The following is a 25,038-nucleotide window of genomic DNA, read 5'->3' on the forward strand; positions in this document are numbered from 1 at the left end:
TCGGCGTACCGCGAACCAGCCGGCGCGCCTGTTGACCACGCCATTGCCGTACCTCCTGACCTCGACCCTACGTCCGAACCGGCGCCGGACGGCGCACCATCGACGGCACCGGGAGTTCGGGAAACATGACGCAGAGCGCTCGCCGGCAAAAGTGGCTGCTCCACGGGTGCTCGGACACCAAGGAACTGCCACAGACGTTTCCGGACCCGGATGAATTTCGGCCCGTCGCACAATAGCAACAGACATCCACGATCTTCGAAGTGCGGCGGGACCTGCGGGCATGTAGCTGGACCAGCCGACACAACTCGGACGTCCCCAGACTCCGTCACTCTTCGCAAGAACATCGGACTACGGATCTGACGAGCCGCCTCGTCGGCATATCCGACCAGGCGGCCGCCGTCGAGGCGTGACTACGCCACGTATCGATCGGATCGCGGCAGATCCGGATATCCGATCAAGGTTGACTGGGCGCCATCAATCGGCGGTCGGGCCGTTGGCGCCGGACAACGTCCGTTCGGTGGCAGCGGGCGTCAGGTCTCGTCGTCGCCGAGTTCGCGCAGGGTGCCGTCTGGCATCATGCGGTAGCGGCGTGGCGGTGTCATCCTCTGTAGGACTTGTTCCATCCTGGCCGCGCGTTCCGCTTGTTCCCGGCCAGTCGGGTCAGCGACTCGGAAGCCGTGCAGGTGGACGTCGAACGGATCGATGTCGTCGAGCTCAGGGCGGCCCTCGATGACGAACCCGAAAAGTGCGCGCAGGGCCTGCTCACCCAGGTCCAGCGGGTGGAAGGGAAGAGGATACGAGTTCTCGGAGAGCATCGGCTCGACAGGATGCTCGCCCGCCCAGTAGGGCAGCTCGAAGTCGTACGGCTCACCGATGTTTTCCCGGATGCCCGCGTCGGGAGAGAGGCTCAGCGAGCGGACGAGTTCGCCGTTCTCCCATACCGCGAAGCACAGCCAATCGGAGACCGAGTGCATTCCGTGCAAGATGATCCGCCGGCCCGCTCCGGCCTGAAGCAGCCGGGCCGGTAGCTGTGATGGGGGATCACAGACAAGCCGTCGGTCACAGAACAGTTCGGCGCCGGCCTGGACGGTTGCGTAGCTGATGTCGTCCGGCGGATAGCTGTAGTCACCGAGCGAGGCGTCGCCGATCGGTGTCACCTGGTAGCCAGGATGCAGCTCGCGCACGAGGTCGATGACCTCTGCCGGGTCCGACCGAACCGCTCCCCACAGAGCAGGGCGCAGATCGCCTTCGGTGAAAGCCAACAGTGCGGTCTTCGCACCCATCGATCTTGCCTCCAGCGCCGATGATCAACGCAGACTACGGCGGCTCGCCCTCGGCTCCGTGAAGGGGGTGCTGCACGGGCTGGCCACCGGCGCGACGCCGGTCGCAGCGGATCCGCTCTTCGGCACGACCGGACGTCCTCGTACCTGGCCGCGCTGGGATCCACGGCTACCGAAGGTGACGGCCTCGTTGGCAACGGCGCGCACGACCTGCGGTATGAGAGTAAGCCAATATTTGGTCTGGAGCCGATCTTCGCTTATGCGTGGAAGGCCGCTCGGCGCAGGGCAGCGGTCGGATCTGTGCCGCAATTTCAACGTGCGCTTCCCCTTCTACTCAACCCCGCAGGATCCCGGTCATGATGCGGGCGAGGATGGTGTCGAAACGGTGCTGGTCATTGTTCTCGGCTGCCGCGACGGCGAGGGCATGGGCGAGCCGAGGGTGCCTGCCCTGGCCGGCGACGTGTTGCAGGTACCTAGCCTGTGCGAGCTGCGCCTGATGTGGGGTCTGGCTGTCAGCACGCTGAGCGAGTTCGTTCTGCATGTACGCGGCGGCGACGGCGTTGAGCATCGCGATCGCTTCGAGTTTGGCGGGGCCGTCGGCGGGGTGGTCGGCGAGCACATTGAGGATGTGTTCGATGAGGTTCAGCGCGTTCGGACCGATCGCGGGCCGAGTCGTCGCGATGGCCGGCAGCCACGGGTGGCGGCGCATGATCGCGCACGCTTGGCGCCCGACGTTGACGAGATCGGCCAGCCAGTCGCCGGTTGGCGGCGGTAGCTCGTACTCGACGGCGACGGCGTCGACCATCAGGTCGAGAAGGTCATCGCGGGTGCTCACGTAGCGGTACAGCGACGCCGCTCCGGTCCCCAGGGCAGCGGCGACCCGGCGCATCGAGACCGCCTCCAAGCCCTCCTGGTCGGCGAGAAGGATCGCGGCGGTGGTGATCTCGGCCCGGCTACGTTCGGCCGGTCGTCCGACCGGCCGCGACTCGGGTCGCATCCAGATCAGGTCGTTCTGGTCGCCAGCCACCATCGTGCCTCCCCTCCCATCCGTTTGCGAACACTGTACTCGAAGTCGTACAGTCATTCGCGAATGCTGTTCGCGAATGAGATGGTTCGGAGGAAACCTTGGACACCGGAGACCAGACCCCACCGCATCCCACACGGTTCGCCCACAACGGCGACGTAGCGATCGCCTTCGACGACCTCGGCGGCGCGGGCGGTGAGCCGCTCCTACTCGTCATGGGGCTCGGCGTGTCCCGGTTCTGGTGGCCCGCCGGATTCGTCGCGGAGCTGATCGGGCGCGGCTTCCACGTGGCTCGCTTCGACCAGCGTGACGCCGGCGAGTCGACGCACCTGACCAACGCGGCCGAGGCCAGCCCGTTTCGCGCGCTCCTACGCCGGCAATCGGCCGCCTACAGCGCCGAGGACATGACCGACGACGCGATCGCGGTCATGGACTCGCTCGGCTGGAGATCGGCGCACCTGTTCGGCCACTCGATGGGCGGCCTCCTGGTGCAACGCACTGCGCTACGGCACCCCCACCGGGTCTGCAGCATCACCTCCTCCGCCGCCCTCCCGAGCGATGCCACCGGCCCGCGGATACTGCGATACCTACGGCTCGGACTGCTGTTCAAACTTGCCCGGCAACGCTTCCCCGCAGGCCGCGAGGGCGACATCGCGGCCGGCATGGCGGTCGCCCGCGGAGTCGCGTCCCCGGGCTACCCCTTCGACGAGGTCGCCGCCCGAGCCTGGATTGAACTCGAGGCCGACAGCGGCGTCCGCGACCCCCAGGCACAGAGCCGACAGATCGGCGCGAAATGGCACGGCGGACACCTCAGCGAACTACGCGTCCCAGCGCTCGTACTACACGGAAACGACGACCAGATCCTCCGCCCGGCCGCCGGCCGGGACACCGCAAACGCCATCCCCGGCGCCCGGTTGGTCACCTATCCCGGCGTCGGCCACGACATTCCCCGCGAACTGTGGCCCAGCGTCGCCAGCGAAATCCGCGCGCTAGCCGACCAGACCACCCCACAGCCACTTTGACAGTTCAGGCCGAGAACTGTGCACGTTCCGGCCGTACCTCGTTGAGCACGGTCACCAAGCTCCTCACCGAGCATCCGCCAGATTCGATACCGCTCGTTCCCAGTAACTAATACGCATACAGGCCGGTCGAGGCCGGCGCCTATTCGCTCACTCCTGCCACGGCGCGCTCATCTCGGCAGAAGCGGAAGCCGAGGTACTGGCGTACTCAGCCTGGATCCACCGGTGAATAGCGTTCGTATCGGCGTGCCGGAGATGGAAGATGCCCTCTGAACTGGGAGGATAGGAGTTCTGACGCTTCTATTGCACGGTTCGAGAGGGCACCTCGCAGGTGAGATTACGCCAAAGACGCGCCGGTCGTGCGCGCAACGTTCGATGATCCGAATCTCGTGTCGTGTGCCGGTCTGGTGCCGGTGATGCGGCTGGCCCAGATGGTGGGGTTGCCGGCCGCGGTCGCGGACCGGGTCCATTTGCCCGGTGACACCGGGTCGAACCCGGCGGGCAAGGTCGCCACGATCGTCAACGTCAAAGCCCTGACCAGCGTTCCCGCTGGTCAGGGCTTTTTCTGTGTCGGGACGGCGGGATTCGAACCCACGACCCCTTGACCCCCAGGACGATTCGTTAAGCATTTTCGCAGCCCAGAACATCTTTACGAAGGTTCCTCACGTGGCACCGCATGTGCCGCGTTCGGTACCGCGCACTGCGTGCGGTCCCCACGTGGTCCCCTCAGCCGTCTTCGTCCTCCCGCCTCTGCCCAACAACAACACGGTGGGGCCAACTGGCCACCGGTGCGGCCTGGCTCAACACCGCGATTCCGCAAGGTGCGGGGCCACCCGGGCCGGGATCGCGTAGACGTCCAGCGACACGAAACACCCCCACCGGTCAGAGGATGGGGGTGTCGTCTACGACTCTTCGGCCAGCCAGGGAGCCGCCCTCAAAGGGCCATGACAGCGACCATTTCAGTTCAGTAGAAATATTTGTGCGATGCGTTGTCGTTTTTCAACTGCTCGATGAGGTTCTCCCACGATCCGTTAAAGATGAGCTGAGCATATCCCTCCCAACCGCTATTGTAGTAAACTATGACCGAGCCAGATCCACTTCTGCGGTTCCACGCGGACGCTGCGTTGTTCTTCACGCATTGACCTTGACCGGCACCAGGGCCGCGAAATTCGTAACAGGTTGGTTGCGAAGCGCCATAGTCTTCAATTGAAGTATTAAAATCAGATACCGAGCCACCTAGGTCCGAGTTGTAGTACAAGCAGAATTCTCCAGCTTCACATATCCCATTGCGGGCGACAGCCGCGGATGCGGGGCCGGCGGGAACCGCGACAACCAGCCCGGCAGTCATCAGGATCGCGATCAGCCCAAGCCGCAGCAATCTCCTGGCGACACCCATGATCGCCCTCCCCTTGTCGTTGATAATTGACGGCAGATCGAAGCTTTCCTCACTACAATATCATTCTCAAGCATTCGCAGATATTTTTCGCCATTGCGCAACACGGGAACCCTCCCGTGAGATCTTGACGAAGGCCCGCTACAATCCGCCTCTAATGCCTGGATCCACCGGTGAATAGCGTTGGTGAATAGCGTTCGTATCGGCGTGCCGGAGATGGAAGATGCCCTCTGAACTGGGAGGATAGGAGTTCTGACGCTTCTATTCCACGGTTCGAGAGAGCACCTCGCAGGTGAGATTACGCCAAAGACGCGCCGGTCGTGCGCGCAACGTTCGATGATCCGAATCTCGTGTCGTGTGCCGGTCTGGTGCCGGTGATGCGGCTGGCCCAGATGGTGGGGTTGCCGGCCGCGGTCGCCGACCGGGTCCATTTGCCCGGTGACACCGGGTCGAACCCGGCGGGCAAGGTCGCCACGATCGTCGCGGGGATGCTCGCCGGCGCGGACAGCATCGATGACCTCGGCATCGCCCGGCACGGCGGGATGCCATCGTTGTTCACCGGCGTGTACGCGCCGTCGACGCTCGGCTCGTTCCTGCGCACGTTCACCCACGGGCACGTACGGCAGTTGCAGGCCGCTGCCCGCGACACCCTGATCGGCCTGGCCGACCGGGCGCCGATCCTCGCCGGCGTCGACGTGCTGACCTTTGTCGACGTCGACTCGATGCTGCGCCGTGTCTACGGCAAACAGAAACAGGGCATCGGGTTCGGCCACGCCAAGGTCGGCGGTTACAACGTCTACCTACGCGGCTACAACCCGCTGGTCACCACACTGTCCACACCGCTGTCGGCGCCGGTGATCGCCGCGACCCGGCTGCGCGCGGGGAACGCCGGCTCCGCCCGGGGCGCCGCCAGCCAGATCTCCGAAGCGATCACCACCGCCCGAGCCTGTGGCGCGTCGGGCGAGATCGTGGTGCGGGCGGACTCGGCGTTCTACACCAAAACCGTGATCACCATCTGCCGGCGCCGTGACGTGCGGTTCTCGGTCACCACCCGCATCGACGCGAAGATCCGCGCCGCGTGCGACAGCATCGGCGACGATCAGTGGATCGACATCCAGTACCCGCAGGCCGTCTTCGACGAAGACACCAGCCGGTGGATCTCCGACGCGCAGATCGCCGAAACCGTCTACACCGCGTTCGCCGGCACCCGCCACCAGGTGAGCGCCCGGCTGATCGTGCGCCGGATCCGCCGCGACGACCCGACCCAGATCCCCGGCCAGGAAGAACTGCTACCCACCTACCGGTATCACGCGGTGTTCACCGACTCACCGTTCACCCTGGTGCAGGCCGAGGCCCAGCACCGCGGCCACGCGATCATCGAGCAGGTCAACGCGGACCTGATCGCAGGACCCCTGGCGCACCTGCCCTCCGGGAAGTTCAGCGCGAACGACGCCTGGCTGACCTGCGCCGCGATCACCCACAACCTCACCCGCGCCGCCGGGCACCTCGCCGCCAGCGCCTACCGCAACGCCAGACCCACCACGATCCGAACCCGGATCATCAACGTCGCCGCCCGCCTCGCTCACCGAGCCCGCACCATCCACCTGCACCTGCCCGACCAATGGCCCTGGCAAGCGGCACTCGACAACCTCTTCACCGCCGTGAACACCACACCCGACTGAGCAGCCCACACCCGCTGACATCAGACGGCTCCACCACAGGCCACAATCCTCATCCCACCCCGAACAATCGCACCGGAGCGAGCCGACCACGCGATCGGCGACACCCACACGCCCGCCGGATCACCCAACACCGAAATGATCAACGGCGATCAACACCGACTGCGTCGGTGGATCGGGACTGTGCCGCGGGCGGTGTTTTCGGCCCGACACGCCGGGCTGAGGTCCGGCGGGATGGGCACTGTGAGTGATGACATCGGACGTTGTGAGTCCACAGAAGAAGGTCGATGATCCGGGGCGGCGGTTGACGCCGGAGCAGGCCGCTGCGGCGGCGATGGTGGCCGAGGCCAAGGCGCGGGGGTTGGAGCTGACCGGCCCGAACGGGTTGTTGAAGCTGTTTACTAAGAATGTTCTCGAGACGGCGCTGAACGAGGAGATGACCGAGCACCTCGGTCATGAGAAGAACAAGGCCGAGCCGGGACGCGAGTCGACGAATGTGCGTAACGGCAGCCGAGGCAAGACGGTGCTCTCGGACGCTGCCGGCGAGGTGCGGATTGATGTGCCCCGGGATCGGGAAGGAACGTTCGAGCCACGGATCGTCAAGAAACGGCAGCGCCGGCTCACCGAAGTCGACGAGATCGTGCTGTCGCTGTACGCGAAAGGCATGACGACCGGCGAGATCTCCGCGCATTTCGCGGAGATTTACGGCGCGTCGGTGTCGAAAGAGACAATCTCCCGGATCACCGACAAGGTCGTCGCCGAAATGACCGAATGGTCGGCACGGCCTCTGGACGCGGTGTACGTTGCGGTGTTCATCGACGCCATCGTGGTCAAGGTTCGAGACGGCCAGGTCGCCAACCGGCCGGTCTACGCGGCCATCGGGGTCACTGTGGACGGCCGCAAGGACGTCCTGGGCCTGTGGGCCGGCACGGGCGGCGAGGGTGCGAAGTTCTGGATGAGTGTCCTGGTCGATCTGAAGAACCGCGGCATACGAGATGTGTTCTTCGTCGTCTGCGACGGGCTGAAAGGACTGCCCGACACGATCGAGGCAGTGTGGCCGCAGGCGATCGTGCAAACATGCATTATTCACCTGGTTCGCAACACGTTTCGGCTGACGTCCCGCGCCGACGCCGACGCGATCAAGCGGGACATCAAACCGATCTACACCGCACCGAACGCCGACGCCGCCCTGGCAGCCCTGGACGACCTGGAGGAGAAATGGGGCAGTAAGTACCGGGCGATGATCCGGCTCTGGCGGAACGCGTGGAACGAGTTCATTCCGTTCCTCGACTACGACACCGAAATCAGGAGGGTGCTCTGTTCGACCAACGCCATCGAATCGCTGAACGCCCGCTACCGTCGAGCGGTTCGCGCGCGCGGGCACTTCCCGACCGAGCAGGCCGCGTTGAAGTGCCTGTACCTTGTGACCCGTAGCCTGGACCCCACCGGGACCGGTCGCACCCGATGGACGATGCGCTGGAAGCCAGTAATCAACGCCTTCGCCATCACATTCGGTGACCGCTGGCCGGACGCCGAGACCTACTAACCAAAGATGCCGAAACCACCGTTCGCGTTACGGACCCGGTGGATCAAGGCTCAGGGCGTCCGTCACGCAGGGTTACCGGAGGAGTCTGCGGCTGAGTCCGGTAGTCGTCAGGGTGATCGTTCGCTGGGGTAGGCCGACCTGGTGCGAGGTTTGCAGTCAGTCCGTATCTGGCTTTGGTGGTGCCGGTATGGCGACACGGGTGGTGCTGGCGAGGGTTGCCGGCACCACCCGTGTGGTGGTCTATCGGTGGATGTCAGCCGATGGTTTTGGCGGTGGTGGTTGTCCAGTTGCTTGCGATCTGGGTTCGGTCGTTGAAGCTGCCGGTGCCGTTGCCGGGGTAGAGCCACACATTGTTGCTTGCGTCGGCGCCGATGATGTCGGGTTTGCCGTCGGAGTTGATGTCGGCGACCGCGACGCGGTAGGTGGACCAGCCTGATCCGATCGACTGGCGGGGGCCTAGCATCGCCAGGCCTGCCTGTCCGGTGTTGGGGTAGAACCACAGAGCGCCCGAGCTTTCGATCGCGACGATGTCGTCGCGGCCGTCTGAGTTGAGGTCTGCCGGGTAGATGCGGTAGTTGGTCCAGCCGGCTGTGCCTACGAGGGTTTTGCAGCATCCGTCGGGGTAGTAGAAGAGTTCGCCGGTTGTTGTTCTGATGCCGAAGTGGTCTGGGTTTCGGTCGCCGTCGGCGTGGCCGGTGGTGTGGGTGTAGCTGGTCCAGCCGATGCCGACCTGGCGGCGTTGTGCGAAGCCCGGTGCGCCGTTGACGTTGGGGTACATCCAGAGGAGCCCGTCGCCGTCGACGCCGAGGACGTCGGCGCGGCCGTCCATGGTCCAGTCTCGGATGTTCCACCGGTAGGTCGACCATCCGACCCCGACCTTGACGGGTGTGCCGAAGGTGGACAGGCCGCCGTTTCCGGTGTTCGGGTGGAGCCACAGGCCTCCGGATGAGTCGGCGGCGACGATGTCGGCTCGGCCGTCGCCGTTGAGGTCGTGGGCTGTCGGCTCGGGGCCCATGGTTGCCACGTCCCAGGCCTGGGTCAGGGAGACCTCTCCGTTCAGGTAGCCGCTGTAGCTGGTCGGTCCGGTTTTGACGGCGCCGATGCGGAAGCCGTTGGCGGCGTTCCACACGGTGGTGTGGGTTGCGGAGGCGACGTTGCGGCCGTCGATGAAGAGGAACATGCTGTGCAGGTTGCCGGCGGCGGGGCTGAAGACAGCCGTGAGCTGGGTCCATACGCCGAGTCGGGCTGATCCGGCGCCGGCGCTGGCGGTGTCCCAGACCGGGCTCGCCACGTTGCTGCGTGTCATGGCGAACCGCCAGGACTTGTCGCTGGATTCGGCCCAGACCTTGAATCCGGCGGTGTTCGTGCCATCCTGCGACAGCACCGTGCCGCCGTGGCTGTTGAGTTTGACCCAGGCCGAGACGGTGAAGGCGGTGTTGGTGGGTACGGCCGGTCCGGGGGTGGCGAGGGTGCCGGTGGTGCCGTTGAGGGCGACGTCTGGGTCGAACAGGTCGCCGGTGCTCCAGGTGGCGCCGGTGGTGCCGGTGGCGTGCAGTGTGCCGGCGGTGTCGTTGGCGGTGGTGACGGTTCCGGTGTCGCTGTCGTTGAGTTGCCAGGCGTGGTCGGCGGTGATCAACGCCCTGGTGGGTTGGGCGGTGATGGTTCCGGTGCCGCTGGTGAGGTCGGTGACGTGCCATTCGGTGGTCTGGCCGCCGGTGGTGGTGGTCCAGAGGTCGGGGGTGTCGTCGGCGTTGAGGTCGGCGGCGCGTAGGTCGATGGTGGCGCCGGTGTTCCAGCCGTTGGCCGCCAGGGTGTGGGCGGTGTAAGTGAGCTGGCCGGTGTTCTCATCGTAGGCGAGCGCGGTCCACAGGTGCAGGGCGCCGGTGGTGCGTTCCCAGAGGAACATGGCGGTGCCGGTGGTGGTCTGGGTGGTGGCGATGGTCCAGTCGTTCCAGTTCGTGCCGCCGGTGGGGGTCAGGGCGGTGGTCTGGTAGGCGAAGTAGTAGCCGTTTGGTGCGCCGAGGTTGGGGTGGTAGGTGAGGTGGTAGCCGTGTTCGGCGCTGCCGGCGATGCCGATCAGGTCGGGCAGTGGGGAGCCGCTGTCGCGGGGGTCGCCGGCGTTGACCAGTTGTTGGGGTGAGTTGCCGTTTTCGTCGCGGAGCTGGTCGGCGCGGATGAACTGTTGTACGCCGCTGCGCAGGGATTCGATGGTGGAGCCGTCGCCGTTGCCGCGCAGGATGCTGGCGCCGCCGGCGTGCGGTCCGCTGCCGTAGTAGACGAGGAGGTCTTGGAAGCCTTCGCCGAAGAAGCGGCCGGTGACGGCGTGGGCGCCGTTGAAGTCCGCGGGGTTTCTGCTGGCGGGGTCTTCCGGGTTGGTGGTGCCGGGGACTCCGTTGCCGCGGGCGCCGATGTTGGTGGCGAGGATGTTGCCTTGGCCGGGGCCGCCGGGGGCGAGCCAGAGTCCGGACGGCAGTCCGTGGCGGCCGCCGACGGTGAGTAGGTCGGGGGAGTCGTCGCCGGTGAGGTCGCCGTCGGCGGCGTCGACGCTAGGTATGGAGTTGAAGGTGACGGCGGCGGTGTCGCCGAAGTTGCCGCCGGCGGAGACGCTGGTTACCGCCAGGGTGTTGACGAAACGGGTCGGCGCGACGGTGATGGTGGCGTTGCCGGTGGCGTCGGCGGTCACGTCGACGGGCGGGCCTGCGTTGAGTTGGTAGACGTAACCGCCCGGGACCGTGGTGCCCGCCGGTGGGGTGACGGCGAAGGTCCACGGTTGCCCGACCGCTGTTTCCCCATCGGTCGGCTGCGGGACGGTGGGGGCGCCGGGCCGGGTCGGGTCGAAGGTGAATGTGCAGGTGCCCGACCAGTCGCTGGGGGTGCGGAAGTCGGTGGCCTGCACCTTCCAGGAGAAGCTGGTGGCGGCGCCGGCGGCGGCGGTGCGCAGGGTGGCGACCGGGACGACGAGTACAGCGGTGCTGCCGGACGGGTAGGTCAGCAGGTTGGGGTTGGACGAGGCGAGGGCCGTCTGAGTGGTGTCGCTGGTCTTCCACAGCTTGAACGAGACACCGAGGGTGCCGCGGTTGGGGTCGGACACGGGCGCGTAGAGCGAGACGCTGCTGTCGCCGACGAAGGAGCCACCGGCGCAGACGGTTTTGGGGGAGGTGGTCAGGTTCGTGGGCTTGTTGGGTTTGTGGTTGTAGAGGATCTCCAGGAGAGGGCTGGTTTCTTCGAATTCTTTCCAGCTTTGGGCGTCGCTGGCTTCGTTGGCGGCGACCATCCAGAGGGTGCGGGTGGCGCGTCTGTCGGTGACGTCGGTGCGGATCTTGCTGGTGATGTCGAAGGAGACAGCGGCGGGGTCGCAGCCGGAGTAGCCGTGGGCGAAGCTCTTGGATGCGATGGCGGAGCCTTTGCTGACGCCCTCCCAGTAATTCCAGGTGGCGTTCGAGCGCGTCAGTGTGGTGCTGGGGCCGTAGATGTAGACGGTCTTGGGGGTGCAGTTCCAGGACCGGGTGTTGGTGATTTTGAAGGTGGCGGAGTTGATTTCGGCGCCTGCGAGGGTGCCGTAGGGGACAGGGAAGTTGATCAGGGTGTTGGAGCGTTGGCTGCCGGAGTTGCCGACCTGCATCTGGCCGTACGGGTCGGGGGTGTTGTTCCAGTAGTTGGTGGATTGGTGGTGGTAGGAGATGCTGGCCCAGCCGGACACTTTCGGGCCGACGGGTGTCCATACGAAGCTGGGATCGATGTAGACCGGGAAGACGGTCTCCTCACCGGTCAGCAGGTCACGGTCGGGAGTGAGCGTGACCTTGTCCGGGCCGATCTCGACCCCGACGGGTGCGGTGCGGCCGGGGACGGTGGGGTCGTTGGCGGCCTGTCCGCGGCTGGTGGCTTCCGTGGCGGGTGCTGTGGAGTCCCACATGAGCGGTGCGGGTGCGGTGAGGACGGCGGCGCCGGTGCGGTCGCGGCCGGTGATGTTCCTGTCCCCGTCGACGGTGAGGGTGACGCCCGTGGTGGTGGTGGCCAGTTCCAGGGCGGTCAGTTGTGGGTGTGTGGCGGCCTGCCGGGTCTTGACGACGAACGTGTGGGAGAAGGCGCCCTCGGCGGTGACCCGTACCGTCAGGTCCACCCCGGGCAGCACTTCGGTGTAGACGGCGGTCGGGCCGTCCAGTGTCGGTTCCGGTAGCGGCATCGGTGCGGTGAACGCCACTGCCCGGTCGCCGCTGGTCAACTCCGCCAGAGGGCCGGTACCCCCGCCGGACAGGCGGACCGTGTTGGTGGTGACCGCGGCGGTGATGCTGCCGTCGGCCTGCCGGACCAGGGTCGGATCCAGCGTCTTCCAGACTCCGTCGACCCGCTTGCGGGTCGGGACCGCTGACTGCGTCAACTCCAGCAACCCGTCGGGGCGGGCGGTGAGGGTGGATGTCGGGGTGCCGGCGGCGGTGGCCTCGACCGGCCTGCCGATCCGTCTCGCCTCGGCGATCGCCGCGTCCGCGTCGAGGAGTCCCGCGGGCCGGGGGGCGGGAGGAGGCGTTGGTGAGGCGGCGGCCGAGTCGGCCGACAGCGGCAGGCCGGCGATCAGGACGGCGCCAGCAGTGACGCCGACGGCCCCGATACGAAGCGAGCGCAGCCCCGCCCGGACGTCGAATGTGGACAACACATACCTCCCCACGCGAGGCCACCGGTGCGCGCGTGCCGCGTCCGGTGGCGGCCACAGTGAAGCAGGCGGTCCGGGGGACAGGGAACGTCTTTCGTCACAACGAGTCGTCCCGTTCGTGCGTTCTGCGACTGAATTGCGGGGCGGCGCGCTTGATCATCGTTATCTCATCGTTACCAAGCGAGGGCAGTGACATGAAAGATTGTCAGCGCCACGGGGGGTGTCGATCCGAACACTCAAACGGTGGCTTGTGTCGATCTTCGCTGAGGTGGGGTTGCATGAGCAGGCTCGGCCGGTCAGGCATGTCCGCATTCGGACGGACCGCCATCGCTTTCGTTGCCGTTGGTTCGCTGCTGGCGGGCACGCTGACCGCGACGCCGGCGCGGGCCAAGCCGGAGCCGTCGGTGCCTTCTCCGTCGCCGGGTCCGTCGGTGAAGGGCGTCAAGCCGTTGCCGACGAGGTTCGTGACACCGCCGAACGCGGCGAAGGACTCCTACCGGCCCACGCGAACGGTGTGGCCGAAGGCGGCAGCGTCCCGGCTGGACCTCGCTGCCGCCTCTGCCCGGGCGGCGACTCCGGCGAAGGTGCGCGCCGTCGGCACGCCGGTGTGGGCGCAGCCGGTCCCGCGCGATAACTCCGATCAGGGACCGGGCCTGGTCGAGGTGCGGGTGGCGGATCGCGCCGCAGCCGAGGCCGCCGGTGTCGACGGTGTGCTGCTGTCGCTGCGGCCAGAAGCGGCGCAGGCAGCCGGCGTGGTGCGCGTCGGTGTCGACTACGCTGGGTTCGCGGAGGCGTTCGGCGGCAACTTCGGCTCGCGGCTGGGCCTCGTTCGGCTTCCGGCGTGCGCGTTAACGACGCCGCAGGTGGCCGCATGCCGGACCGGCTCGCCGCTGGTGTCGTCGAACGACCTGTCGACGCAGTCGGTGTCGGCGCAGGTACCACTGCCGGCAGGCGGCCCCCGGCCTGCCGCTGACGCGACGGTGGTGCTGGCGGCGGTCGCGGACGCGGGTGACGAGGGCGGCGAGGGCGGCACCTACGCGGCCACCGACCTGAAGCCGTCAGGATCCTGGACCGGCGGGGGAAGCACGGGCTCGTTCACGTACTCCTACCCGGTCTCCGTGCCGCCAGCGGCGTCGGACCTGGCACCGACGGTGGAACTGTCGTACGACTCGGCGAGCGTGGACGGCCAGACGGCGTCGACGAACGCGCAGGCGTCGTGGGTCGGCGATGGCTGGTCAACAGGTCGGTCGTTCATCGAGCAGACCTTCGCCTCGTGCCAGGACGATCCCGGCGGTGAACCGTCGCCGGTAAAGACGTACGACCGGTGCTGGGACGGGCCGGTGTTGACGATGTCGCTGAACGGGTCGTCGACGGCGTTGGTGTGGGACGCAGGCAAGGAGATCTGGAAGCCGGAGCAGGACAACGGTGAGGTCATCACCCGGGTCACGAACTCGAACAACGGTTCCGGCACGTACAACACCGACTATTGGCGGGTGACGCTGCGTGACGGGACCGTCTACGAGTTCGGCCGCAACCGCCTACCCGGCTGGACCTCCGGGAAGCCTGAGACGAAGTCGGTGGACCACACGCCGGTGTACTCGCCGCATGCGGGGGATCCCTGTTACGACTCGGCGGGCTTCTCGGCGTCGGTGTGCACGATGGCGTACCGGTGGAGCCTGGACCATGTGGTCGATGTCCATGGGAACGCGATGGCGTACTACTACGGGCAGGACACCAACTTCTACGGTCGGAACAAGGGCGCGACCGATGTGTCCTACATCCGGGACTCGTGGCTGAGCCGGATCGACTACGGGTTCCGCGATGGCGGGGCGTACGGGACGGTGCCGAACCGGGTGGTGTTCCACACCGGGGACCGGTGTCTGTCCGGGACGTGTCAGCCGTTGAACGCGGCGAACAAGGCGAACTGGCCGGACGTGCCCTTCGATCTGATCTGCGCCTCAGGGACGGACTGCGACAACTGGAGTCCGTCGTTCTTCTCCACTGTACGGTTGACGTCGATCGAAACCCAGCAGTGGAACACCGGCACCAGCCAGCACGAAAAGATCGACTCGTACGCGTTGACCCACACGATGCCGGCGACGGGCGACGGCACATCTCCGACGTTGTGGTTGTCGTCGATCACCCGCACCGGCCACGACCTCAGCGCGGGCGGGACGGCGGCGATCACGTTGCCGTCGGTGAGCTTCAGCGGAATCAAGCTGGCCAACCGGGTCGACACCGCGGGTGGGCTGCCGTCGTTCTACCGGCAGCGGATCTCGGCGATCACCACCGAGACCGGGTCGGTGATCGCCCCGAGCTATGAACTGCCGGTGCCGTGCACCGCCCCCGTCACCCAGTCGCCGGCGTCGAACACGAAGTCGTGTTACCCGTCGTACTGGACGCCGGACGGGTATGTGGACCCGCACCGGGACTGGTTCCACAAGTATGCGGTGACGCGGGTGACGTCCACCGACCCGACCGGCGGCGCTCCGGCCCTGACCACCAGCTACAAGTACCTCGACGGTGCGGCGTGGCGGTATGACGAGAACGAGGTCGTCAAGGCCAAGTACCGCACCTACGGCCAGTTCCGCGGCTACGGCAAGGTACAGACGTTCACCGGTGACGGCGTCAACGACCGCCGCACTATGTCGCAGGCCACCTACTACCGGGGCATGTCAAAGAACAACTCGACAACCGTGGTGAACGTGACCGACTCGGCCGGTGGCGTGCACGAGGACGTCGACGAGTTCGCCGGCCGGGTGCTGGAGACCACCGAGTACCTGGGCGAGAACGGGCGCATCGACTCCTCGACGATCACCTCGTACTGGGCGTCCGGCGCCACCGCCATCCGCACACGCAGCGGACTGTCGGCATTGACGGCGCGGTGGGTACAGCCGGTCAAGACCTACACCCGAAAAGCAGTGACCAGCGGCGCGACACCGACGTGGCGTTACACGGCGACGGAGCACAGCTACGACGCGAACACCGCCAGCGCGACTCTCGGCGCGCTCAAGCACACCTACACCTACACCGTGCCGACCAACCCCACGTTTGACCAGTGCACCAGCTACACCTACGCCCCGGCCAACACGGGAAAGAACCTGGTCGGTCTGCCATCTCAGGTGGAGACCGTCGCCGTGGCGTGCGGCGGGTTCACCGCAGGCAGCCCGCCATCGGAGCCGGGCAGCGTGAACACGCTGACGGCCCCGGCGTCGGTGAGCCGGCCGGCCCAGGTGGTGAAGGCCGAACGGATCTTCTACGACGACACGACGTTCGCCGTGACGTTCCCCCAGGCGTCCGCGCCCACGAAGGGGAACGTGACGATGACCCGCACGGCCACGGACCACACCGCCGACGGCTACGTGTGGCAGACCACCGCACGCGGCACCTTCGACAGCTACGGCCGGTCGGTGGACAGCTTCGACGCGAACGGCAACAAGTCCACCCTCGGCTACACCATGAACGCCGTGGGCCTGACGACCGGCGCATCGAGCACCAACGCCCTGCAGCAGACCTCCACAACCACGGTGAACCCACGCCGCGGCAGCACACTGACCAGCACCGACCCGAACAGCGTCGTGACCCGCCAGCAGTACGACGCGGTAGGCCGGGCCACATCGGTCTGGCTGCACTCGCGGGCGACGACCAGCTTGGCGAATCACACTTTCAGCTACACGGTGTCGAAGACCAGTGTCACTGCGGTGACGAGCCGGAGCCTGCTCAGCTCCAACGGCTACCTGACCTCGGTGACCTTGTACGACGCTATGCTGCGGGAACGACAGACACAGGCGGATACGCCAAACGGCGGCCGGATGATCACCGACACGTTCTACGACACCCGAGGCTGGACCCGGGCCACCTACAACGGCTGGTGGGACACCGGCAGCCTGCCCATCGTGAGCAACCCCGTGTCGGCGGCGGACCTCGGCAGGCAGGTACCGAACCAGACCTTCACCACCTACGACGGCCTCGGACGAGCGGTCGTCGTTGAAGCGAAGAAGGACGGGGTCACCATCTCGTCGACAACGACCGTGTATCACGGCGACCGCACCACCGTCGTACCACCCGACGGCGGCACGGTCGCCACCACCGTCACCGACCCCCTCGACCGCAAGACACAACTGGTCGAGTACACGTCCCGGCCGACGGTCACCGCACCGCCGGACACGTTCACCGGCACGTACACCGTCACCGGCGGCACCACAACCACCAGCAGCTACGGCTACGACGCACGCGGCAACCAATCCACGGTGACCGACGCCGCCGGCAACGTGTGGACGTCGACGTACAACCTGCTCGGCCAGGTGGTCAGCAAGTCCGACCCCGACGCCGGCACCGGCACGATGAGCTACGACGCCAACGACAACCTGCAGCAAACCACCGACGCACGCGGCAAGACCCTGTCGTTCACCTACGACGCCCTCAACCGCAAGACCGGCGAGTACGCCGCAACCCTGACCAACCAGGCGCCAGCTAACCAGCGGGCCAAGTGGGTCTACGACAACAGCAACAACGTCGCCGGGGTCACCAACCCGATCGGCCAGCTCACCACCACCACCGCCTACCGCGACGGACACGCCTACACCACCCAGCAGAAGGCATTCAACGTCTTCGGCAACAGCCTCGGCGCCACCATCACCATCCCCGACGCCGAAGGCGCCCTCGCCGGCTCCTACGTCTACGGACACACCTACGACACCGTCCTCGGCCTGCCCCTGACCGACAGCTACCCGGTCAAGGGCAGCCTGCCAGCGGAAACCGTCGGCCACGGCTACAACCAGTACGACCTACCGGTCAGCCTCGCCGGACTCGCCGGCTACACACAAGACGTCACCTACGACGCGTGGGGCCGGGTCAACCAGCAGAAGATCGGCACCGCGACCAACTTCGCCCTGGTCACCAACACCTACGACACACACACCAGCCGACTCACCAACCAACTCGTCAGCAAGGCCACCAGCGGCACCACCGCCACACCCCTCGACGAGCAGGAATACCGCTACGACCTGTACGGCAAAATCAACCGCAAGACCAGCAAACGCAACGGCGCATCAACCCCCGCCGAAACCCAGTGCTACGGCTACGACGGCCTCAACCGGCTCACCGAAGCCTGGACCGCCACCGACAACTGCACGACCGCACCCACCCCCGGCAACCGCACCATGGTCGGCAACAACATCGGCCAAGGCAGCGCCTACTGGACCAGCTGGGAAATCGACGCCATCGGCAACCGCACCAAACAGACCGAACGCAACCTCACCAGCGGCAACGACACCACCACCACCTACACCCACGACGGCAACGGACAGAACAAACCCCACACCCTCACCGCCACCAACACCACCGGCGCCGCCACCGGCACCGGCGCCTATACCTACGACAACGCCGGCAACATGACCGGCCGCAACGCCACCGAAGGCAACCAAACCCTCACCTGGGACGACGCCGGGAAACTCGTCACCGTCACTGGCGGCACCAGCGGCACCAACACCTTCACCTACGACGCCGACGGCAACCTCCTCCTGCAAAAGGAACCCGGCAAGACCACCCTCTACCTCCCCGGCCAACAACTCACCCTCAACACCACCACCGGCACCATCGAAGGCGACCGATACCACGCCCTGCCCGGCGGCGGCACCTGCATCCGCTCCGGCACCGGCACCAACTACACCTTCGCCATCGCCGACCACCAAGGCACCCCCACCCTCTACCTCAACAACACCGCACAAACACCCACCTGGCGCCAATACACCCCCTACGGCGCACCCCGCGGCACCACCGCCACCTACCCCGACAACCGCGGCTTCCTCAACAAACCAATGAGCCCCACCGGACTCACCACCATCGGCGCCCGCGCCTACGACCCCGTCATCGGACGATTCATCTCCGTGGATCCCGTCATGGACCTCACCGAGCCGCAGCAGTGGCACGGCTACAGCTACGCCAACAACAACCCCAGCACCCTCAGCGACCCCGACGGACAAAGACCCCTCGCCACCAACGGCGGCTACGAAGAGGACCGCTACTGGAGCAGCGGCGGCGGCAAGGGAACCAAACTCGCCAAGAACCCGAAGACCAAAAAGTGGGGCGTAGCTAAGAAAAAGCCCAGTGCTCCGAAACCGCCGCCGAAAAAGAAGCCGGCCATCATCCTCGGAGACAAGCAAATCGGGGCGCCGGACCGCAAGGCACTCGAGGACGCGATCAACAAGTGGTCCATCGACGGTGCGGGGCTCGGCCTTGGGGACAAGGAATACTACGTAGGCTTTAGGATTTGCCAGGAACACGCCGACTGGTGCTCGCAGTGGGCTCTCGAAAACGCGGAGTGGGTCGGGCAGATCGACGGCTTGGGCTATTACGAGCACCGCATGGCCTCAGATCCGTTCTTCAGCCTGTTCGAGAGCCTGCAATCGGCTCCCGCCGGCGGTAAGGGCCGGGGCCGTTCCCGGCCAGGAGGAAGCTGCTTCCGCAGCTTCGCGGCAGACACCCAGGTCCTCATGGCCGATGGCAGCACCAAACGCATCGAAGACATCAAGGTCGGCGACCTCGTCCTCGCAACCGATCCGGAAACCCGGAAGCACGGGCCGCGTGAAGTAACCCACGTCTGGGTGCACGGGGACCAACTCGTAGACCTCAAGATGGCCAACGACACCAAGATTACAACTACCGAAGACCACCCCTTCTGGAACCACACAGACCAGCAATGGCAAGACGCCCAACACCTCGACCGCGGCGACCTGCTCCTGACCGCCACAGGCGGAAGCGTGCCGGTCGTCGGCCTGCTGGACACAACCGAGACCTGGGGAGCCGCCTACAACCTTACGGTCGACGACATCCACACGTACTATGTGATAGCCGGCAAAACACCAGTGCTCGTCCACAACGACGATCCCTGGATCTACGTGACCGGTCCGAATGGTGAACGTCTTGGGGTTGCTCGAGCCAGCCAAATTCCGGGATCACCGCTGGATTGGGGTTATGGGCGTAGCTACGATGTTGCTGAGGGTACGCCAGGACTGCACAAGAACGTGAAAAGTGTTCGGGTCATGGATCCTTCGCCTAGGAATTCCGACGGCTATGTTGTATATCGAAACGCGGCAGGACAAACGGTGAATCCGGTAACCGGCAGGACCACAGTCGGAAAGGCGGATCCGTACGCGCACATTTCTGGAAAAACGTTAGGGACGTCTTCGTGTTGATACGAGAGCTTTTGTCGAACCCAGTGGCGGGCATACCGGATATCGAACCGGATCTTGATCCTTTGCGATCTACCTGGCTCTTGCATGAGTGTCAGGTGCTTGATATTAGAATTAATGCCCTTCGATCAACGGTGGCTGTGCTCCTTGAGCAACGGGCAGCCTTTGATTCTTTGAAGGGTAACACGGGCATAATAGTGATGCGCGGCATTCGCAGTGTTCATTGGGAAGTAATCGGGTCTGTTCCGGGCTCATTGACTGCGTGGGTCGTTGTAGGAGCGACAGTGGCGGCTGGCTCGGAAGGTTTCGAGATGAGCATTGGTCTCTCGCCGAGTGCGCGGCTGACTGGGGTAGCCGAAATCATTGAGTACTATGCGGTGGATGCGAATATTGGCTTGATAATTCCGGATTACATGGAGGCAAGTAATAGCGAAATTCTATCGACTGTAGCAACGTGGGAGTCTGCTGCGGTTCCGGTTGAGCGCTCGTCGTTGCATTCGGGTCAATACTAAACCATGACAGCTCGACTTGTGGCCCGGCGAGCAGTTTGTCGAGCCCCCTCTCGCGGCTCGACACCGCCCATGTGAGACGGCGCCTACGGCAACTGAGCTGGCACCACGTTACGCGGCTGGAAGGGCTATCTTCTCGCGCAGACGATTCGACCGATTCAGACTTCGCCTACACCATCGACAGAACGCCACCGACGCAGCTATGATCACCGACGCGATGGATCTGCTCTACACCGCCCGGCTCGACGCCTTCTGCATCGTGTCCAGCGACAGCGACTTCACCCGCCTGGCCCCCGCATCCGCGAATCCGGACTCACCGTCTACGGCTTCGGCGACCGCAAGACGTCCCAGTCCTTCGTCGCAGCCGGCGACAAGTTCATCTACACCGAAAACCTCCGCCTACGATCACCCGAAGGCAGCGGCCGAGACCACCGTCGTCAAACGGCGAACTCCCACTCCCGCCGACCGCCGAGAAACGACACCACCCTCGTGACCCTGCTCCGCGACACCATCGAAGCCGCCTCTGACGATGACGGCTGGGCCCACCTCGCCGCCGTCGGGCACCTCCTGACCCAGCCCCGACCCGACTTCGACTCCCGCACCTACGGATAGTGTCAAACTCACCGACCTGGTCACCGCTACCGGTCTGTTCGAGGCCGATCGCCGTGTTCCCGCTGACGGAAACCCACCGTCGTCTAGGCCCGTGACCGACGCCACCCCACACCCGAACGCGCCACCCCAACACCCCGCCGCACCAGGGTCGCTTCCGACGACACCCGTGGCAGCTGACGTCGAACAACCATCGTCCAGGGGCGGGTCGCCATCTTGACTGCAGTGAACGGCCTTCGGCGTTACTGTTCGCCGGATTGTCGGCCGATCTGGACGGGGCTGCGCGATGCTGGTGATGACCTGGAACGTAGAAAACCTATTCCGGCCCGGGGACGAGTTCGGGCCGGACACGGCGGCGACCTACCAGGCCAAGATCGAGGCGTTGGCGTTGACGATCAACTCCGCTGGTCCGACTCTGGTGGGTCTGCAGGAGGTCGGGGATCCGGATGCGTTAGAGGATCTTGTCACCGCGCTGAACGGGGACTGGCACACGGTCACGTCTGGTCATTTCGACATCCGTCACCCGATCCGGGTGGCGGTTATCAGCCGATTACCGCTGGAGGTGGCCGCGGACGTGGCCGCGTTCCCGGCCGATCTGGCGCCGGTGCACGCCGACGACACTGGGACTCCGGTCACGGCGATGGGGCGGGGCGCGCTCGCGGTGCACGTCAACGCAGGCGGTGACGGGGCCGGGCTGCTCTTCGTCACCTGCCATCTGAAGTCGAAACTGTTGTCGTATCCTGCCCCGCCCGGCAGGAGTCGGTTCCAGCCGCGTGACGAGGCCGAGCGGGCCCGGACCGCCGCCTACGCGCTCAACCGCCGGGCCGCTGAGGCGGTGACGGTCCGCAGGCTGGTCGACGAACTGCTCGACGGATTTGGGACGCAGCGGCGGCTGGTGTTGTGCGGTGATCTCAACGACGAGGTCCAGGCCGCGACCACCCAGATCCTGCTGGGTCCACCAGGGTCCGAGTTCGGCACGGCGGGGGCGGATCGGCCGGACAAGGGCGACAACCACCGGCTGTGGAACATCGCTGCGATGATCGCCGAATCACAGCGGTTCTCCCGTGTCTACCAGGGCCGCCGGGAACTCATCGACCACATCATGGTTAGCCACGCTCTGCACAAGAGAATCGCCGCCGCAGGCACCATAGCTGCGGCGGGCCTGACGTCGATCGGAGACGATCCCGAGATACGCAGACAGGCCGGCGACTCCGATCACGCTCCAGTGCTCGCGGACCTCGACATCTGAGACGACCAGCGCCGCGGTGGCCGGCCGGGCGGCGTGGACTGTTCGGCATGTACGGGGGTGGGCCTTTCGAACCGTCGGATTGTCCATGTTGCCGCCGGAGCCGCAGCTGGACGCGCTCAGATTGCGAATCGTCGGGCCGTGCGCCGACCGCGACGGCTCGCGGGGCCTTCCGGGGCTGAGTGCCGTATCGCTGTGGGCACCGCTGCTTCCCAATACTCGCGGTACCGTAGGAGACGGCGCTCGCGGCGGGGCCTTTGAGCAGACAACCGGTTCGGCTGTATCGACGAACTCGTCGGAGACGCCCGCTCCGGTGAGCCCTCAGCCAAGGTCGCCACGGTCGCGCGGCTCCGGTCGCGCTGCTCGACCCTGGGGAGCAGGGTTGACCGCCGGGAGGTCTACCGCACCGACAAGACCGTGCCGAACTGTTTACGGCCGGACGAGGCTGCCGACCAGCACCGTTCGTAGGTCTGGATACGCGGCTCGGGAAACGCAACGGCCTGTGTGGACACCAAGCTGCGGTGACGTGACACGATCGCACGGTGAGCCCAGACGTTGCCAGGCGTGTGCCGAAACGACTCCAGATCCGGTTCTCGCAGTGGGACGCGGGTGGTCGGCCTCCGCAGGTGGCGACAGCATGGAGCCGGCGCGCTTGGCAGAAGCGGTTGCCGGAGTTCCACGACTTCTTCGTCGCGTTGCCTGATCGCCTAGACCGTCCGGCGGTCGCCAGGTACGGGCGGCTCGCTGCGGATGGGGAAGCCGAGTGTCTGCGCGCGTTTCTGGCGGCGATGGTGTGGGGGCACGGGCCGGTCGGGTACGGCGCATTTCGGACCGAACGGATCTTGCGAGAGAACCCGCAGGCTCCACGTGTGCTGCGTGAAGCGGCGCAGCGGGTCGCCGGTGAGGGTGGGGCGGAGGCTTTCGCCTGGTTCAGCGCCAATCGTCTGCGTCACCTCGGCGTCTCGTTTGCGACCAAGTACCTGTTCTTCAGTCCAAGCCCACAGTCATCGCCGGCACTGGTGCTCGACAGCTTGGTGTGCGGGTGGCTGCGCCAGTATGCGGGCTGTCGGATACGCCTCGCCTGGCGCGTGCACGACTACACCTGGTATCTGCAGCTGGTGACCGGTTGGTCGGCCGATCTCGGCATCGCGCCGGAGGACGTCGAGTACCTCATGTTCGTCGACGCCGCTGAGCAGCAGGCGGCCCGCCGATGGGTTTCCGACGACCGGGTTCGTCTGGCGAAGAGCCCTGTCGTTGCTGAAGCGGCGGCCGTGCTGGAGGCGCTCGATGAGGCGGCAGACGCATTCGCAGCCTTACCGGGGAACAGCGACTCAGCGGACAAGGAGTTCGATCAGGGGATCCGGCGGTTGCGGCTTATCGTGCTCGCCCGCAGCGGGCAACCCGGGGTCGGTCAGGTCGTGGCCGCCGGGGACGACGGGTAGAGGCGCCACCTCGTCGGCCAATCGGTCTGCAGCCACGCCGTTGCGACCTCCTCGACGTTTCTTCACCCAGCCGAACCCTTGAAGGGATGCCGGCGCATTGCCACGCGGGTAGGCGGACGGCGGCTGCTCTGCGGACGTCGGTGGGTACCGGCGGCGAGGCCGTGTTTGCGGCGGTGGGTTCGGCCTTGCCGCTGCAGGTGACGGTACAGCAGCGTCCCTGACTGTGGTCGCATCCACGTCTGGCGCAGGGGATGAGCCTGGGTAGGGGCGAATCGTCCTGCGGATCTATGGCAGCGGCTCGGCGAGGTGGTGAAGCGTGCGTCCGTCCTTGTCACGGAGCCAGCTCTGGGCCCAGACCTGGGCTTTGGGCGGCTGCCCGGTCGCGGTCTCGATGATGTGGCTGATGAGGGCGCTCAGCCGCCAGCGTGCGCCGTCGTGTGCCCATTCGGCGGGCGCGGAGATGTCGTTGTGCCAGCGGACGCGGGCGTGGTCGGGGTGTGCTGCCAGCCAGGTGCGGATGGTGTCGCGGTCCTGGCCGACCTGGTCGGGTACGACGATGGTCAGCTCGGTGCCGTCGGCGATGGTCTTGTGGGCGATGAGCCGCTGCACGGCGGAGGCCCGGCGGGCCTTGGCGGTCTGTGTGGCGACCCGGGTGCCGCTGCTCGAGCGGGGCCGGACCATGTACTCCTCGGCGTCGGGGACCGGTAGCAGCTGCGCCACGGACAGGACGGTCTCTCCTGTGTTGGTGCGGTAGAGCTGGTAGCGGATGAGTCGGATGTCGATGCCGGACTCATACAGGTAGAGGGCGGTGTTGGTGAGGGTGGGGCCGAAGTCGCCGGCCATGAGGATGATCCGTGGCGTGCGTAGTGTCTCGTCGCAAACCCCTTCGGCCCATTCCTTGAGGTGTGCCAGCGCCTCGTCGGTGGGGGTGTCGCCGCCGAGGTGCGCGGCGTGGACCTCGGCGAGGGTGTCGAGGCTGAACAGGCGGGCCATGGCGGCGTAGTTGATCGCCTGCATCGTGACGGTGTCCGGGGCGCGGTCCCGCTTGAGTTCGACGACGACGAGCCGTCCGGTGCGGTCCAGGCCCAGCACGTCGAGCCGGTCAGCCGTCGGCGTACCACCGGCTGCCACCCATCGGCCGTATTCGAAGGTGACGACCTTCATGCCGCTGTCGATGAGTTCGGGGTGGTCGATGACCCATTGCTGGAGGTGTTGGCGCTCCAGTAAGCCGGCCTCGGTCAGCGAGATCCGCTGTGCCGGTAACGCATCGACGCCGTCGACGGTGAACATGATCTCGTCAGGCATCCGCGGTGCCTCCTGGTGAGCTGGTCGGATGGTTGAGCTGCCGGAGGTTCTGGCGTGCGTGCTGACCCGGAGCGGGCACAGCCGGGTCGCGACGGTCGCGATCCGGGTGTGGGGTGCCGGCGAGCCGTGGTTCTGGCAGGCGCCA

The 25,038-nt window shown here is 66.1% G+C and carries 15 protein-coding genes; 10 read left to right on the forward strand and 5 right to left on the reverse strand.

The genetic code is table 11. The features are described 5' to 3' along the window. Positions 1-530 precede the first annotated feature (530 nt). Together ACQEVC_RS10615 and ACQEVC_RS10620 are read right to left on the reverse strand one after the other, a co-directional pair. On the reverse strand, positions 531-1,283 hold the full coding sequence (locus tag ACQEVC_RS10615; RefSeq protein ID WP_432875749.1) for a DUF6928 family protein: 753 nt from the start codon (positions 1,281-1,283) through the stop codon (positions 531-533). A gap of 331 nt (positions 1,284-1,614) precedes the next feature. Further along, on the reverse strand, positions 1,615-2,310 hold the full coding sequence (locus ACQEVC_RS10620) for a TetR/AcrR family transcriptional regulator (protein WP_432875752.1): 696 nt from the start codon (positions 2,308-2,310) through the stop codon (positions 1,615-1,617). Between the two features lie 95 nt (positions 2,311-2,405). Here ACQEVC_RS10620 and ACQEVC_RS10625 point away from each other — a divergent pair, with 95 nt between their 5' ends. Together ACQEVC_RS10625 and ACQEVC_RS10630 are read left to right on the forward strand one after the other, a co-directional pair. Then, a complete protein-coding gene (locus tag ACQEVC_RS10625) occupies positions 2,406-3,326 on the forward strand; it encodes an alpha/beta fold hydrolase (protein WP_432875754.1) in 921 nt (306 codons plus the stop codon). 356 nt (positions 3,327-3,682) lie between these two features. Continuing rightward, entirely contained in the window at positions 3,683-3,928 is a 246-nt protein-coding gene (locus ACQEVC_RS10630; protein WP_432892097.1) for a hypothetical protein, read from the forward strand. A gap of 359 nt (positions 3,929-4,287) precedes the next feature. On the opposite strand, the gene ACQEVC_RS10635 is transcribed toward ACQEVC_RS10630, so the two are convergent. Next, the gene (locus tag ACQEVC_RS10635; RefSeq protein WP_432875757.1) at positions 4,288-4,719 is read right to left on the reverse strand and encodes a peptidase inhibitor family I36 protein; all 432 of its coding nucleotides are present in this window, start codon (positions 4,717-4,719) and stop codon (positions 4,288-4,290) included. A gap of 317 nt (positions 4,720-5,036) precedes the next feature. Between ACQEVC_RS10635 and ACQEVC_RS10640 the strand changes: the two genes are divergently transcribed. After that, positions 5,037-6,398, forward strand: a complete 1,362-nt coding sequence (locus tag ACQEVC_RS10640) for an IS1380 family transposase (RefSeq protein ID WP_432875759.1) — start codon at positions 5,037-5,039, stop codon at positions 6,396-6,398. A gap of 262 nt (positions 6,399-6,660) precedes the next feature. After that, entirely contained in the window at positions 6,661-7,941 is a 1,281-nt protein-coding gene (locus ACQEVC_RS10645; RefSeq protein WP_432875762.1) for an IS256 family transposase, read from the forward strand. A 253-nt stretch (positions 7,942-8,194) separates the two neighbouring features. Here ACQEVC_RS10645 and ACQEVC_RS10650 read toward each other — a convergent pair whose 3' ends face one another. Then, a complete protein-coding gene (locus tag ACQEVC_RS10650; protein WP_432875764.1) occupies positions 8,195-12,589 on the reverse strand; it encodes an FG-GAP-like repeat-containing protein in 4,395 nt (1,464 codons plus the stop codon). A gap of 278 nt (positions 12,590-12,867) precedes the next feature. Between ACQEVC_RS10650 and ACQEVC_RS10655 the strand changes: the two genes are divergently transcribed. The 6 genes from ACQEVC_RS10655 (at position 12,868) to ACQEVC_RS10680 (ending at position 23,588) form a co-directional block, all read left to right on the forward strand. Continuing rightward, positions 12,868-19,785 (forward strand): polymorphic toxin-type HINT domain-containing protein, encoded by a 6,918-nt coding sequence (locus ACQEVC_RS10655; protein WP_432875766.1) that lies wholly within the window; start codon positions 12,868-12,870, stop codon positions 19,783-19,785. Next, on the forward strand, positions 19,779-20,294 hold the full coding sequence (locus ACQEVC_RS10660) for a hypothetical protein (RefSeq protein ID WP_432875768.1): 516 nt from the start codon (positions 19,779-19,781) through the stop codon (positions 20,292-20,294). Before ACQEVC_RS10655 ends, ACQEVC_RS10660 begins: the two co-directional genes overlap by 7 nt. 214 nt (positions 20,295-20,508) lie before the next feature. Further along, entirely contained in the window at positions 20,509-20,784 is a 276-nt protein-coding gene (locus tag ACQEVC_RS10665) for a hypothetical protein (RefSeq protein ID WP_432891275.1), read from the forward strand. Further along, positions 20,781-20,903 (forward strand): OST-HTH/LOTUS domain-containing protein, encoded by a 123-nt coding sequence (locus ACQEVC_RS10670; RefSeq protein WP_432875771.1) that lies wholly within the window; start codon positions 20,781-20,783, stop codon positions 20,901-20,903. The genes ACQEVC_RS10665 and ACQEVC_RS10670 overlap by 4 nt, the downstream gene beginning before the upstream one ends. A 283-nt stretch (positions 20,904-21,186) precedes the next feature. Then, complete coding sequence (locus tag ACQEVC_RS10675; RefSeq protein WP_432875773.1) at positions 21,187-22,149, forward strand: endonuclease/exonuclease/phosphatase family protein; 963 nt, start codon at positions 21,187-21,189, stop codon at positions 22,147-22,149. Between the two features lie 623 nt (positions 22,150-22,772). Then, positions 22,773-23,588, forward strand: a complete 816-nt coding sequence (locus ACQEVC_RS10680) for a hypothetical protein (protein WP_432875776.1) — start codon at positions 22,773-22,775, stop codon at positions 23,586-23,588. Positions 23,589-23,873: 285 nt separating this feature from the next. On the opposite strand, the gene ACQEVC_RS10685 is transcribed toward ACQEVC_RS10680, so the two are convergent. Then, on the reverse strand, positions 23,874-24,893 hold the full coding sequence (locus ACQEVC_RS10685) for an endonuclease NucS domain-containing protein (RefSeq protein ID WP_432875779.1): 1,020 nt from the start codon (positions 24,891-24,893) through the stop codon (positions 23,874-23,876). Positions 24,894-25,038 lie beyond the last annotated feature (145 nt).

This window comes from Plantactinospora sp. CA-294935, from assembly GCF_050936445.1.
In the GTDB taxonomy this organism is placed as follows: Bacteria; Actinomycetota; Actinomycetes; order Mycobacteriales; family Micromonosporaceae; genus Plantactinospora.

What these genes read in the sequence shown, in the direction of transcription:
- ACQEVC_RS10620 (WP_432875752.1), bottom strand. Translation starts at nt 2,310, where the DNA reads ATGGTGGCTGGCGACCAGAACGACCTGATCTGGATGCGACCCGAGTCG.
- ACQEVC_RS10675 (WP_432875773.1), top strand. Translation starts at nt 21,187, where the DNA reads ATGCTGGTGATGACCTGGAACGTAGAAAACCTATTCCGGCCCGGGGAC.
- ACQEVC_RS10685 (WP_432875779.1), bottom strand. Translation starts at nt 24,893, where the DNA reads ATGCCTGACGAGATCATGTTCACCGTCGACGGCGTCGATGCGTTACCG.
- ACQEVC_RS10665 (WP_432891275.1), top strand. Translation starts at nt 20,509, where the DNA reads ATGGATCTGCTCTACACCGCCCGGCTCGACGCCTTCTGCATCGTGTCC.
- ACQEVC_RS10615 (WP_432875749.1), bottom strand. Translation starts at nt 1,283, where the DNA reads ATGGGTGCGAAGACCGCACTGTTGGCTTTCACCGAAGGCGATCTGCGC.
- ACQEVC_RS10655 (WP_432875766.1), top strand. Translation starts at nt 12,868, where the DNA reads ATGAGCAGGCTCGGCCGGTCAGGCATGTCCGCATTCGGACGGACCGCC.
- ACQEVC_RS10635 (WP_432875757.1), bottom strand. Translation starts at nt 4,719, where the DNA reads ATGGGTGTCGCCAGGAGATTGCTGCGGCTTGGGCTGATCGCGATCCTG.